Raw genomic sequence first — 13,674 nt, forward strand, 5'->3', positions numbered from 1 at the left:
ATCTTTGCGTAGGATTGGCTCGACGCCAGGACTCACATGATGCGGGCCGGGGGGACACAGCATGGGCGGTCAAGGAGCACGTTCAGCGCAAGGCGGCAACGCCGACCTTCGGGTGTCGTCTCAGGACCTGACCAAACTCACGAACGACCTCGACGAGATGCAGGACCACCTCGACAAGCAGGTCCGGCGCATGGACGAGCTCGTCGACCGTATCGAGGCCGGTTGGCGAGGCCCGGCGGCGACTGCGTACCGGGAGTTCCACCGCGCGGCGGCCAAGGACGCCGTACGCATCCGGGAAGTGATGAAGCAGCTGGAGGAGGCCGTGCGGCTGAGCCGCGACGGTTTCAGCTCCGATGACATGCACGTGCTCGAGCAGATGCGGCGGATCCACGTGGACGTCGACAGCGAGGTCGACAAGCTCTCCACGCCGAACACCGGAGCCGACGACACAGCGGCACAGCCGCGCAGCAGCCTGGACCGCTATTGACGGCCGGACCGCAACCTGCTCATTCAGCAACGCCGTTACCGAGGCCAAGGGGGAGTCATGTCGACCGGTGCGGACGGCGACCACATAGCCGTCTCATTCTCCACACTCCACGAACTCGCAGTTGAACTGGAGGACATCCTCAAACAACTCAACAGCAAACTTGACGACCTTTATGACCGCGTCGAACCGGTCGTCCTCTCCTGGAAGGGCGAGACCCGCGAGATCTTCGTGCAGAAGCTCGACGAATGGGACGGATCCGCTCAGGACCTCCAAGCAGCGCAGAAGTGGCTGCACGGGTACGTGACCACCGGTCACGCCAACTACGCCGCCGCTCACAAGGCGGTGCTGCGCGGCTGGGGGGCGGCCTGATGGCAAGCCGTCCGAGTGATGCCCAACGCCAGCAGGAACGAGACCAGCTCAAAACGGCGGCCCCAGACTCCGGCGGCGGATTCGATCTGATGCCGCAGCACCTCTACTACACGTCGGCCGTGGTGCGCGACGGGCAGTTCGATTACGACAAGGGCGCGACGACATTGGTGAACGCGCTCAATCAGTACAGCCAGTCGGCGGGGACCGGATCGGGTCCCGATGCTTTCGCCAAGGCCTATATGAAGATCGCCGGGAAGTTCATCGAGGTCTGGTCAGCCAGCGTGGTGAGCGTCGGCGGCGTCGCGGTCGGCCTGACCATGACTGCCAACAACTACCAGTCCGCGGACTGGGCCGCACGCGGCATGTACGGGCCTCCACCTCGCCACACTCCGCCCGCCGTCATGGAAAAAGCACCTGATTACGGGAAAATCAACGACATCAAATGGTCCGGGACCGGCCAGGACGCCGACTCGTGGGCGATTTCCGGAGCCCTTGGCGAGATCCCGGACTTCCTCGCGGACGTCATCCGTCCAGCCATCGAGTACGGGCTGAATCTGGGCAAGACCCACGAGATCACCCCTGGCGCCGACGAGGGCGACCTCAAAGGTATGGCCACCGCGTGGGAAGAGGCCGGAAAGACCGCACTGAAGGCCGGGGACAATTTCACGTCCGCCATCGAATACATAACGGATCCCCAAGGAAACAACGAGTGGCAAAGCGCGATGAAGTCGTTCTGCCAGTCGATCTGGGGGACCACCGCTTGGGGCCGGAGTCGGAACGCGCAGGGCCAGATAGCCCAGCCGCATCAGGGTGCCCGCAGCTGGAAGACATCGGGAAACGTGGCGCCCTCGCAGCGCCGGCCGATCCTGGAGGTGCTGCAACACACCGCTGACACCCTGCACAAGACCTGTACCGAACTGGCCGAGGCCGCACATACCTGCCGCGAGACCACCACCAATCTGGCCAAGAAGGCGGCCCAAGGCATGGTGGAGGATCTGACAACGGGGCTGGATGCCGTGGAGTTGCTCGAGCTCGCAGGCACTGCAATGTTCGGCAAGCTGGTCTGGACCTTCCGGCAGCACATGGACCGAGCAGCAGCGGACAAAGCGGTGGACATCTATCAGCAGAAGTTCCACGAAGCCGCCACCACGCTGCTCGCCCTGGAATGGGAGCTGGACGAAGCCCTCAGAAGCGCGCCGACCTTCATCGCAGAGGAAGCCAGGGCCGAAGCGTTCGGCGGGCGCTCACTCAACGAATTCAAACAGGAGCACAAGCTCATCAACGGGGAAAACCCGTTCCCCTACAAATACACCCTCGACCTCGCCATGGAGGAGAACCTCTACGGCGGTCACACCATCGACAAACATGTCGGCAAGACGGACGCTCAACTGCTCCAACGTCTGAGGGACCAAGCAAACAGCAGCGGCACGCCCACCATCCCCGCAGCCTCCAGTTTCACGGACCTGCCATCCGCCCAGAAGTACACCCAGTACTGCATCCGGGAGAAAACCGCGGACATCGACTCCTGGCTGGCCACCGGCAGACCGCCCCAACCGCCCAGCGAGATCTTCTCGGTGTCCTCGGTGGGGCCCGCCCCGCACAGGCCGCCGGCCGTCATGCCGGTGACCGGGCGTACGTCCGTGGTGCACAACGGGCAGCCGAGCCCGGTCACAGATGCCTATGGCGTGCAGGTCCGCCTCAAATACGTCGACGGTTTGAATCCCCCCTTCGTCGTCGTCACCTCCATGCCGAAGTGACCGGAAGCATAAGCTGGAGATCCGCTCGTGACGCCCCCGTTGCCCATCGATCATCCGTCTGGACGTGCCAATGACATCGCCTGATGCCTCGGCCTGGGCAGATGCCCTGACCATGTACGAGCGGCGGTACTCGATCGTCGTGGTGGGACCACGCGCGCACGAGGACTGGTCCCTGGATGCCCTCGCGTTGCTGAACAAAGAGGTCTCGGATCCCCGTTCCTGGCGATCGCTGGAGTTCTACTCGGAGAGCGACGAGGAGTGGCGCCCGGACTGGCTGGCGCCCTTCGCGCCTCCAGGGACCGGCTGGTCGTCCAGGCTTCGGCGCATTCCTCGTTCCTCAGCACACCGCTTGTTGGTCGCACTGTCGACGAACTGGTTGGACGTCACCTCAGAACGCGACTTCGACACCGAACGCGCCGGCCTGGAGGCCAAGGCAGCCGTCCTTCTGGCCCGCTTCCCGGAGAAATCGTCCGCCTTCTATGCCAACACCGGGCACCGGTCCGGTGATGCCCCGGACTTCTACCTTCCCATCACGGGATGCGACCCGTTCAGCGTGCACGATCGCGACGTCGGCCTCATGGCGGTGTCCGACGCCGAAGTAGGCATTTTCTGGTCCTTCGATGCCACATGAAAGCGGTCGTCGAAGCAATCGAAATTCCCCTGAGCCATCCGGACGGACTCCATGAACAACACCGGTGACGTGAACGAAAGTACCGTCGTCCCCTCGGAAACGCCGGCCCTGGTGCTCACCCGCAGCGCTACGTATCCCGATCGTGAAACGGCCCAATGGGCCACCCAACAGGTTGTCACCGCCAACGAGCAGCTCATCCATCGCTGGCTCGCCCGGTCCACCCGCCCCCGCCTGACCATCGAGGCCGCCTGGCCGTCACGTTCCGAGCCCGTCGGCCGGGTTCTGTTGCAGGCGATGATGCTGGCCGGCCGTGAGCCGGTCGACGTGCACGCGGCCAGAGTAATTCTCAAACGGGACCCGTCCCGCCCGCACGGCTTCGCCGTCCACGCCACTTTCCCGATCTACCTGTAGACCCGTAGAGGCTGACCACCGTGCCCCTGAGCCCCCTCGAACACGACCGTCGCTACGGCGAACTCGACCAGGTCATGCGCGCCTACCTCGGGCAGTCGGCCGACGACACCCCCGACAAGCCCAGCCCGGCCCTGAACGCTTACCTCCGCCACACCTGGCACAGCCGCCCCTGGGCCCTGGCCATCGCGGAACGGCAACTGCGGGACTACGCCGACAACCCGCCGGGACGGCTCAGGCTGCGCCTCGGCGAGTTCTACGCCATCCCCGACGTCGGCCCGCCCGAGACTGACATCCAGCAGTGGCTGTACTGCCTCGCGGACCACATCAAGCACAGCATCGAGACCGGAGAAGTACCGCCACCGGCATCCCCCGTCACCCACTGGGAATGGCACGCCCGCTTCCCCGAACTCGGCCAGTTCCTCGGCGGCTGGTTCTCCCAGGACATGCCGGACGAGTTCGACGATCACGACGCAGCCGTCGACGACTACCACGCCTCCACCGACCCCCAGCTCGTGGCCCGTCTCATCGGAGAGCTCCATGAGCTGCTCGCCCTGGATCTGGACGAGAGCGACTACGCACTCGCCGTCGCCGAACTGGGCATGGAAGTCGACCCACCTGCGCCGTACTCGCCGAGCGGCTGGCTGGCGCGGGTCGCCGAGCAGCTTGCCGCACCCCCGACCGAAACCGGTCCGTCTACCTGAGGAAGCCCAGGGGCGGCCGACCGTGTCAGTCCGTGTCCGTGACGGCCAGAACGGCGAGGCGCCGGCCGTCCGCTGCAGGAAATCGCCATGGAGCTCCGCATAGCAACAGACCTCTTGGGGCCTCGGAAGACGTCTCGCTGAGCACCATGCAGGATGCCACCACGGACGACGGCATTCGCCTGCCCGTTCTCGTGGAGAAGGGCGAGCTGCGCGAGCCACTCGAATCGATCGCAGCTCGTACGGGCCTCTCGGTGCACCGCGTCAACGAATGCCTGCGGCTGCTGCGGAAGCACGCCTGCATCCGCTTCCGAGGACGGGGCGCCGGTGTACGTGCTGAACCAGCCCTGAACAACCCCCAAGAGCAGAGGGGGGCGGCCGCAAGACGAATTTGCGGCCGTCCCCTCAGGCTTTCCCACGCTACCCACCCGGAGCCGTCACGCCCAGGTGATCAGCCTCTTCGGCTCCTCCAGAATCGCCGCCACGTCCGCCAGCACCTTGGAGCCCAGCTCGCCGTCCACCAGGCGGTGGTCGAAGCTCAACGCCAGGGTCGTCACCTGACGCGGCTTGACCTTGCCCTTGTGGACCCACGGCTGGAGCTTGATCGCGCCGACCGCGAGGATCGCCGACTCGCCGGGGTTGAGGATCGGCGTGCCGGTGTCGACGCCGAAGACGCCGACGTTGGTGATCGTCACCGTGCCGCCCTGCATGGCCGCCGGGGACGTCTTGCCCTCGCGGGCCGTGGAGACCAGGTCGCCCAGCGCGGCGGCCAGCTGCGGGAGCGTCTTGTCGTGCGCGTCCTTGATGTTGGGCACGATCAGGCCGCGCGGGGTGGCCGCCGCGATGCCCAGGTTGACGTAGTGCTTCTGCACGATCTCCTGGTTGGCCTCGTCCCAGGACGCGTTGATCTCCGGGTTGCGCTTGATGGCGACCAGCAGGGCCTTGGCGATCAGCAGCAGCGGGTTGACCCGCAGGCCCTGCATCTCCTTGTCCTGCTTCAGCTCCTCGACCAGCTTCATCGTGCGGGTCACGTCGACCGTCACGAACTCCGTGACGTGCGGCGCGGTGAACGCCGAGCCGACCATCGCCGCCGCCGTGGCCTTGCGGACGCCCTTGACCGGGATGCGGGTTTCGCGCATGCCGTCGTAGGACGCGACCGGTGCCGGGGTCACCGCAGCCGCGGCGGCCGGGGCCGGCGCCGGCTCCGCGGGCTTCGGCGTGGCCGCCGCGTGAACGTCGTCGCGGGTGATGATGCCGTCCGGGCCGGACGGGGTGATCGTGGCGAGGTCGACGCCGAGGTCCTTGGCCAGCTTGCGCACCGGCGGCTTGGCCAGCGGGCGGGGCTTCTCGGCGACCGTGCCGTGGCCGTGGCCGTTCAGCTCGGTCTGGATCGCCTGGGCCGGTGCCGGGACCGTGACCTCGGGGCCCTTGCGGGGGCGGCGCTTGGTGGAGGACGTCGACACGCCGTAGCCGACCAGGACCGGCTGGCGGCCCTGCGGCTTGGCCTCCGGCTCGGGCTCGGGCTCCGCAACAGCTGCCTGCGGCTGCTCGGCCGGAGCCTCGGCGGGTGCCGCGCCGGCCACCTCCACCGCGATGATGGACATGCCCACGTCGACCGTGGTGCCCTCGGGGAAACGGAGTTCGCGGACCACGCCGTCGTAGGGGATGGGCAGTTCGACGGCCGCCTTGGCGGTCTCGACCTCGCACACCACCTGGCCGTCGGTGACCGTGTCACCCGGCTGGACGTACCACTTGAGGATCTCGGCCTCGGTGAGTCCCTCGCCGACGTCCGGCATCTTGAACTCGCGCACGGACGCTTCCGTCATCGTCGTCACGACCCTCTCCTCAGTACGCCAGCGAGCGGTCGACGGCGTCGAGCACGCGGTCCAGGTCCGGCAGGTACTCCTCCTCCAGGCGGGCCGGCGGGTAGGGGGCGTGGTATCCGCCCACCCGCAGGACCGGTGCCTCCAGGTGGTAGAAGCAGCGCTCGGTGATCCGGGCGGCGATCTCCCCGCCGGAGCCGAAGAACACCGGTGCCTCGTGGACCACGACCAGGCGGCGGGTCTTCTCCACCGAGGCCTGGATGGCGTCGAAGTCCAGCGGCGACACCGAGCGCAGGTCCAGGACCTCCAGGGACTTGCCCTCCTCGGCCGCGGCGGCCGCGACCTCCTGGCACAGCTTCACCATCGGGCCGTACGCCGCCAGGGTCAGGTCGGTGCCCTCGCGGACGACCTGGGCCTTGTGCAGCGGGGCGGGGATCGCCTCGACGTCCACCTCGGCCTTGTCCCAGTAGCGCCGCTTCGGCTCGAAGTAGATCACCGGGTCGTCGCTCTGGATGGCCTGCTGCATCATCCAGTACGCGTCCGACGCGTTCGACGGAGACACGATCTTCAGGCCCGCCACGTGGGCGAACAGCGCCTCGGGGGACTCCGAGTGGTGCTCGACCGCGCCGATGCCGCCGCCGTAGGGGATGCGGACGACGACCGGCATCTTGACCTTGCCCAGCGAGCGCGCGTGCATCTTCGCGAGCTGGGTGACGATCTGGTCGTAGGCCGGGAAGACGAAACCGTCGAACTGGATCTCCACCACCGGGCGGTAGCCGCGCAGCGCCAGACCGATCGCGGTGCCGACGATGCCGGACTCCGCCAGCGGGGTGTCGATGACCCGGCTCTCGCCGAAGTCCTTCTGGAGGCCGTCCGTCACGCGGAACACACCGCCGAGCTTGCCGACGTCCTCACCCATGACGAGGACCTTGGGGTCCTCCTCCAGGGCACGGCGCAGCGATTCGTTGATGGCCTTCGCCATCGCCATCTTCTCGGCCATCTCAGCGACCCCCTTCGCTTGCGTCAGCAAACGACGCCTGGTAGGCGGCGAACTGCGCTCGCTCCTCGTCGACGAGCGCGTGCCCGTCCGCGTACACGTTCTCGAAGATGGCGAAGTGGTCCGGGTCGGGCATGGCGCGGACCGCTTCGCGCACTCGTTTGCCCAACGCCTCGGACTCGGCCTCGAGTTCCGCGAAGAATCCGTCGTCCGTGTGGTTTGAGGCTTCCAGATACCGGCGAAGGCGCAGGATCGGGTCCTTCGCCTCCCAGGCCATCCGCTCCTCGTCGCCCCGGTAGCGGGTGGGGTCGTCGGAGGTGGTGTGGGCGCCCATGCGGTAGGTGTACGCCTCGACCAGGGTCGGGCCCTCGCCGTTGCGGGCCCGCTCCAGGGCCCATTTGGTGACCGCGAGGCAGGCCAGCACGTCGTTGCCGTCCACGCGCACGCCCGGGAAGCCGAAGCCCTGCGCGCGCTGGTAGAGCGGCACCCGGCTCTGCTTCTCGGTCGGCTCGGAGATCGCCCACTGGTTGTTCTGGCAGAAGAACACGACGGGTGCGTTGTAGACCGCGGAGAAGGTGAACGATTCGGCCACGTCACCCTGGCTGCTCGCGCCGTCACCGAAGTAGGCGATGACGGCCGAGTCGGCGCCGTCCTTGGCCACGCCCATCGCGTAGCCGGTGGCGTGCAGCGTCTGGGAGCCGATGACGATCGTGTACAGGTGGAAGTTGTTGCCGTTGGGGTCCCAGCCGCCGTTGTTCACGCCGCGGAACATGCCGAGCAGGTTGGTCGGGTCGACCCCGCGGCACCAGGCGACGCCGTGCTCGCGATAGGTCGGGAAGACGTAGTCGTCGTCGCGCAGCGCCCGGCCGGAGCCGATCTGCGCGGCCTCCTGGCCGAGCAGCGAGGCCCACAGGCCCAGCTCGCCCTGGCGCTGCAGGGCGGTGGCCTCGGCGTCGAAGCGGCGGGTGAGCACCATGTCGCGGTACAGGCCGCGCAGGTCTTCGGGGGTGATGCCGGCGACGTAGGCGTCGTACTCGGCGTTCTTGACCCGCTTGCCCTCGGGCGTCAGCAGCTGTACGAGCTCCGGTTCGGCGCTCTTCGCGGTGGCGCGGGTGGGGCGCTTGGCTCCGGTGGCTCCGGACTTGGTACCGGTCGTGCCGGTCTTGGTGCCGGTGGTGCCGGCCTTGCCTGCGGCGCTGCGTCGCGGCTTGCGCGCGGCACTGCTGTCCACGGTCACGTGTGCTCCTCCGTCGTTCCGGCCCCCGGGGTTGCCGGTAGGCCAGTGCGGCTCACCTGTTTCGACCACCGGGCACGGGGTGGGTGCCACTCGGCCGGGAACAGGCGTGACAGGTGCCCCGGCGAGCGCCCTGCAACCATCACGTTACCCAGTGCTCCACATATCTGTGAAACCCCACCTGACCTGCGATTTTGCTTGGATTTCCAAGTAAATCGAGGAGGTGTGCAAGCGTGCTGGTCACAGCCTTGCGAAAGGCCGGAGCAACCGCACGTTATCCCGCTGACCCGGGTCACGGGAAGAGTTGATTTGTGAGGGCGACAGGCTCACCAACCACAGACGGCGTGCGTTTGCACCGCATCGGGAAGGCGATCAAGAATTCAAGCCTGCTGGCACAAAAGAGCGGGAGCAACGGAAATCTTTGATAAAGCCCGCCGGGTGACCGAAAGCGATCAGCGGCGACCGCCTGTGACAAGCCCCAGCTCACGGCCGTTTTTCGTGCCCTACCATCTGCGGCGTGCCGCGCTCATGTGTACCACCCCTTGTACCCCACGCGCCCCCTCTGGGCGCCCTGCTCCGCCTGTACGCCGCCGGTTCCGCCCTCACCTGTGAGCCGGTCGACCAGGGCCTGCTGAACCGCGGCTACCGGCTGCGCACCACCCGCGGCCGCTATTTCCTCAAACACCATTTCGACCCCGACACCGCCGACCCGGCCGCCATCGAACGCCGGCATCGCGCCACCCAGCGCCTGGCCGACCTCGGCGTCCCCGTCGCCGTACCGCTCGCGCACCGCGAGGGCCGTACGGTCGCCGTCGTCGGCGGCCACGCCTACGCCCTGCACCCCTGGATCGACGGCAGGCACCGGCACGGCGGACAGCTCACGCGCGGGGAGAGCGCACACCTCGGGGCGGTCCTGGGCGCCGTGCACGCCTGCCTGGAGCGCGTGATGCCGCCCAAGGGGCGCACGCGGCCGGCCACGAGCCCTCATCCCGTGGAGAGCGCCGCCCCCTCCGACACCTTCGCCCTCATCGACGACCTGCTCGCCCATGTGCGCCGGCACCGCCCCGCCGACGCCTTCGACGAGCTGGCCCGGCACCGGCTGCTGGAACGCCGGGCGCTCCTGGAGCAGCACGCGGACCGGCGCCCGCCGCGCGGCGGCTCGGTGGGCTGGGTGCACGGCGACTTCCACCCGTTCAACGTGCTCTACAAGGACGACGCCCCGGCGGCCATCGTCGACTGGGACCGGCTGGGTGTGCAGCCCCGCGCCGAGGAGGCCGTACGCGCCGCGGCGATCTTCTTCGTGCGCCCCGCGGGCGCACTGGACCTGCCGAAAGTACGCGCGTACGCGCGCGCGTACCGGCGCGCGGCCGGCGCCGGACCCGCCGAGCTGGCGGCGGCCGTGCACCGGGTGTGGTGGGAGCGGCTGAACGACTTCTGGATGCTGCGCTGGCACTACGAACGCGGTGACACGCGCGCGGACTGCCAGTTCCCGGCCGCGTCGGCGCTCGTGGTGTGGTGGACACGCGAGTACGACGCGGTGCGCGCCGCGTTCAGCGAGTGACGGCGCCCGGGTCACGGCGCCCCCGGCGGGAACCGCTCAGGGGGACGCCGTCAGAGGCGAGGCCGGTGTCCTTCAACCGGTGGGGTCACCCGTGGTCCCGCCGTCCGTCGTGGTGCCGACGTCGGTGCCGCCGTTGGTGACGCCGGTGTTGGTGCCGCCGTTCGTCGTGCCGGTGTTGGTGCCGCCGTCCGTCGTACCGGCGTTCGTGCCGCCGTCCGTCGTACCGGCGTTCGTGCCGCCGTTCGAGGTGTCCGAGGACTGCGACGGGGAGGTCTGCGGGTCCGTGGGCTCGTCGGTCGGCTCCGTGGTCTGCGACTGGGACGTCTGCGGGTCCGACGGGGTGTAGCCGGAACCGCCCGAACCCGAGTCCGAGCCGTTGTCCGTGCTGGTGTCCGTGGGCTGGTCGGTGGTGTCGTCCGACGGGGTCGGGGTGTCCGAGTGGTCCTTCGTCGACTTCGAGTGCGTCGCCGGCGGCTTGGTGTCGGTACCGGTGCCGGTGCCGTTGCCCGTGTGCTTGACCGCGAATGCGACGCCCGCCGCGATCGCGATGACCGCGAGCACGGCGACGATCCACATCTTGCCGCGGCCGCTGCCCTTGTTTCCGTGCCCCTCGAAGCCGCCGTCGTCGCCGCCTCCGTAGCGCTGCGGCAGGATCGGCTGGGGGATCTGCGCGGTCCCGGCGCCGAAGTCGCCCGGGTGCTGCATCGCGGTCGTCCCCGTGAAGCCGCCCGCCGGGGTGTGCCGGCCGTCGTGCGCCTCCACCGGGCCGGTGTGCCAGGTACCGGTGTGCCCGCCCTGCTCGTACAGCATCTGCAGGCCGTACTGGACCAGGCCGCGCATCTCCTCGGCCGTCTGGAACCGGTCGTCCGGGTCCTTGGCGAGCGAGCGCATGACCAGGCCGTCCAGCTCCGGCGGGCAGCCGTCGGAGAACTCCGAGGGCGGGGTCGGGATGTCCTGGACGTGCTGGTAGACCACCGACAGCGGGGTCTCACCGGTGAACGGGGGCCGCAGGGAGAGCAGTTCGTACAGCAGGCAGCCCGTCGCGTACAGGTCGGAACGGTGGTCCACGGCCTTGCCGAGCGCCTGCTCCGGGGAGAGGTACTGCGGCGTGCCCATGACCATGCCGGTCTGCGTCATCGTTGTCGACGCACCGTGCAGGGCACGCGCGATGCCGAAGTCCATCACCTTGACGGCACCGCTGTTCGTGATGATCACGTTGGCGGGCTTGATGTCGCGGTGCACGATGCCGTGCTGATGCGAGTAGGCGAGCGCGTCCAGCACCCCGGAGACGATGATCAGGGCCTGCTCGGGGCCCGGCGCCTCGGCGTTCAGCAGCAGATCGCGGATGGTGCGGCCCTCGACCAGCTCCATCACGATGTACGGCACGGACTGGCCGCCGACGAAGTCCTCGCCGGAGTCGTACACGGCGACGATCGCGTGGTGGTTGAGCCCGGCGACGGACTGCGCCTCGCGCGTGAAGCGGGCCTTGGAGACCGGGTCCTCGGCCAGGTCCGCGCGCAGCAGCTTCACCGCGACGGTACGGCCCAGACGGACGTCCTCGGCCGCGAACACCTCGGCCATGCCGCCCCGGCCGAGCCGGTGCGTCAGCCGGTACCGGCCGTCGCCGACGAGCCCTCCGTTGCCCCACATCTCCGGCGCATCCGACATACCGCCGCCAGTCGCCTCGGGGTCGGACGGGCCCTGGGCGCGCTGCGTCTGGTCCATCAGTCCTCGCCGTCGTTTCTGCCCGCGGTGCGCGCGGTGTTGTTACGGTCTCCGTCGGCCACGCTACAGCCTCGGCGTGAGCCACCGGTTCGGAACCGGAACCGGGACCGGCCGAAGCCTGACCGGCCATGAAACCTGTAGCACGCGCTGTCGTGCAAATTCTGTGTGCCGGTCGTACGCCCCCTGTAACGCTTGCGCGACGCTTCTGGCGCGTACGGTCACGGAACGGGCACCGAGCTTGACGTGTCAGTGCCCTGGGGCAGACTTGGCCGGGAATGACACATTCGATCAAGGCCCGTGCGATGAGCGAAGGCGCCGGACGGCCAATGGGGGACACGGAGAGATGAGCCAGGACGGCGCACACGGCCGGTACGCGGGGCAGTCACTGGCCGGTGGTCGCTACCAGCTGCGGGACCTGCTCGGCGAGGGCGGCATGGCCTCGGTGCACCTTGCGTACGACGCCGTGCTCGACCGCCAGGTCGCGATCAAGACGCTCCACACGGAACTCGGCCGGGAACAGGCGTTCCGCGAGCGCTTTCGCCGCGAGGCCCAGGCCGTGGCCAAGCTCACGCACACCAACATCGTGTCGGTCTTCGACACCGGCGAGGACGATCTCGGTGGTCTGACGACCCCCTACATCGTCATGGAGTACGTCGAGGGCCGCCCGCTGGGCTCGGCCCTCGAGGAGGACATCCGGCAGTACGGCGCCATGCCCGCCGACAAGGCACTGAAGGTCACCGCGGACGTGCTGGCCGCGCTGGAGATCAGCCACGAGATGGGGCTGGTCCACCGCGACATCAAGCCGGGCAACGTGATGGTGACCAGGCGTGGCGTGGTCAAGGTCATGGACTTCGGCATCGCCCGGGCCATGCAGTCCGGTGTGACGTCGATGACACAGACCGGCATGGTCGTCGGCACCCCGCAGTACCTCTCGCCCGAGCAGGCCCTCGGCCGTGGCGTGGACGCCCGTTCCGACCTGTACTCGGTCGGCATCATGCTGTTCCAGCTGGTCACCGGGCGCCTCCCGTTCGACGCGGACTCCCCGCTGGCGATCGCGTACGCGCACGTGCAGGAGGAGCCGGTCGCGCCCTCCTCGATCAACCGTTCGCTGCCGCCCGCGGTGGACGCGCTGGTCGCCCGCGCGCTGAAGAAGAACCCGAACGAGCGTTTCCCGACCGCCGAGGCCATGCGCGACGAGTGCCTGCGCGTCGCCGCGTCCTTCCAGGCGGCCGCGCCGAGCATCGTGCCCGGCGCCGGGCCGACACAGAGCGGCGCGGGCGTCGGCTCCGCGGTGTTCCCGCCGGTCGACCGGACCGCCCAGGCGGCCCCCGGGCCGGTCCAGACGCCGTACCAGCCGGGCCCGTACGGCGCCCCGCAGACGCCTGCCGCGGCCTACGGCTATCCGCAGCAGGCCGGCTACCAGACGCCGCCTCCGATGGGCTACGGGCCGCAGGCCGCGTCGACCCCGCCGCCGTACACGATCTCGCCGCAGACGGCCGCGCAGCCGTCCGCTCCGGGCTCCGGCGGCAAGAGCAACAAACCGGTGATCATCGGCTCGGTCGCGGTGTCGCTCGTCGCGGTCGTCGCCCTGATCGTCGCGCTGACGATGAACAGCGGCGGCGGTGACGACAAGGGCGGCAGCGGCGGCGCCAGCGCCTCGGCGTCCGCCTCCCACCCGGCGGGCTACCGCGGGCCGGACCGGACCCGGGTGATCGACAAGACCAAGTGCACGGACCCGACGGAGTCCTGGGACGATACGAAGAAGATCATGCTGCCCGACTTCCGGTACAAGGACATCAACTCCGTGAAGGCCTGCTTCCAGGCCGCGGGCTGGCAGTACAAGATCACTACGCAGGACGACAACACCTGGGGCAAGGACACCGTCCTGGACCAGTTCCCGGCCGAGGGCACGGACGTCGACAAGAAGGACCCGGGCACGATCGACCTCACGGTCTCGACGGGCAACCCTGCCTGACACCGG

At 68.7% G+C, this 13,674-nt stretch carries 12 protein-coding genes and 1 pseudogene; 9 read left to right on the forward strand and 4 right to left on the reverse strand.

The window, feature by feature from the left end:
- The first annotated feature begins 61 nt into the window (after positions 1–61).
- From ACWGJ5_RS08105 to ACWGJ5_RS08135, 7 genes and pseudogenes are all read left to right on the forward strand, one after another.
- Complete coding sequence (locus ACWGJ5_RS08105; RefSeq protein ID WP_453308931.1) at positions 62–487, forward strand: WXG100 family type VII secretion target; 426 nt, start codon at positions 62–64, stop codon at positions 485–487.
- Between the two features lie 57 nt (positions 488–544).
- A complete protein-coding gene (locus tag ACWGJ5_RS08110; RefSeq protein ID WP_453308932.1) occupies positions 545–856 on the forward strand; it encodes a WXG100 family type VII secretion target in 312 nt (103 codons plus the stop codon).
- Positions 856–2,613, forward strand: coding sequence for an RNase A-like domain-containing protein (locus ACWGJ5_RS08115; protein ID WP_453308933.1), 1,758 nt, complete (start codon positions 856–858; stop codon positions 2,611–2,613). Before ACWGJ5_RS08110 ends, ACWGJ5_RS08115 begins: the two co-directional genes overlap by 1 nt.
- A gap of 112 nt (positions 2,614–2,725) precedes the next feature.
- The gene (locus ACWGJ5_RS08120) at positions 2,726–3,244 is read left to right on the forward strand and encodes a hypothetical protein (RefSeq protein ID WP_453308934.1); all 519 of its coding nucleotides are present in this window, start codon (positions 2,726–2,728) and stop codon (positions 3,242–3,244) included.
- Positions 3,245–3,355: 111 nt separating this feature from the next.
- Positions 3,356–3,655: an RNase A-like domain-containing protein gene (locus tag ACWGJ5_RS08125; protein WP_453309168.1), complete on the forward strand. Its 300-nt coding sequence runs from the start codon at positions 3,356–3,358 to the stop codon at positions 3,653–3,655.
- A 20-nt stretch (positions 3,656–3,675) separates the two neighbouring features.
- Positions 3,676–4,356 (forward strand): contact-dependent growth inhibition system immunity protein, encoded by a 681-nt coding sequence (locus ACWGJ5_RS08130; RefSeq protein WP_453308935.1) that lies wholly within the window; start codon positions 3,676–3,678, stop codon positions 4,354–4,356.
- A 179-nt stretch (positions 4,357–4,535) separates the two neighbouring features.
- A pseudogene (locus ACWGJ5_RS08135) lies at positions 4,536–4,704 on the forward strand (DNA-binding protein); the annotation flags it as partial.
- Positions 4,705–4,790: 86 nt separating this feature from the next.
- On the opposite strand, the gene ACWGJ5_RS08140 reads toward ACWGJ5_RS08135, so the two are convergent.
- From ACWGJ5_RS08140 to pdhA, 3 genes are read right to left on the reverse strand one after another with little or no spacing between them, the layout of a single operon-like run.
- On the reverse strand, positions 4,791–6,188 hold the full coding sequence (locus tag ACWGJ5_RS08140; protein ID WP_453308936.1) for a dihydrolipoamide acetyltransferase family protein: 1,398 nt from the start codon (positions 6,186–6,188) through the stop codon (positions 4,791–4,793).
- 10 nt (positions 6,189–6,198) lie between these two features.
- Positions 6,199–7,176, reverse strand: a complete 978-nt coding sequence (locus tag ACWGJ5_RS08145) for an alpha-ketoacid dehydrogenase subunit beta (protein ID WP_351554393.1) — start codon at positions 7,174–7,176, stop codon at positions 6,199–6,201.
- 1 nt (position 7,177) lies between these two features.
- A complete protein-coding gene (gene pdhA, locus ACWGJ5_RS08150; RefSeq protein ID WP_453308937.1) occupies positions 7,178–8,410 on the reverse strand; it encodes a pyruvate dehydrogenase (acetyl-transferring) E1 component subunit alpha in 1,233 nt (410 codons plus the stop codon).
- Between the two features lie 514 nt (positions 8,411–8,924).
- On the opposite strand from pdhA, the gene ACWGJ5_RS08155 reads away from it, so the two are divergent.
- Complete coding sequence (locus ACWGJ5_RS08155; RefSeq protein ID WP_453308938.1) at positions 8,925–9,968, forward strand: phosphotransferase; 1,044 nt, start codon at positions 8,925–8,927, stop codon at positions 9,966–9,968.
- 72 nt (positions 9,969–10,040) lie between these two features.
- On the opposite strand, the gene ACWGJ5_RS08160 is transcribed toward ACWGJ5_RS08155, so the two are convergent.
- The gene (locus ACWGJ5_RS08160) at positions 10,041–11,693 is read right to left on the reverse strand and encodes a protein kinase domain-containing protein (RefSeq protein ID WP_453308939.1); all 1,653 of its coding nucleotides are present in this window, start codon (positions 11,691–11,693) and stop codon (positions 10,041–10,043) included.
- A gap of 343 nt (positions 11,694–12,036) precedes the next feature.
- Between ACWGJ5_RS08160 and ACWGJ5_RS08165 the strand changes: the two genes are divergently transcribed.
- The gene (locus ACWGJ5_RS08165; protein ID WP_453308940.1) at positions 12,037–13,668 is read left to right on the forward strand and encodes a protein kinase domain-containing protein; all 1,632 of its coding nucleotides are present in this window, start codon (positions 12,037–12,039) and stop codon (positions 13,666–13,668) included.
- Positions 13,669–13,674 lie beyond the last annotated feature (6 nt).

The organism is Streptomyces sp. NPDC054783 (assembly GCF_053611725.1).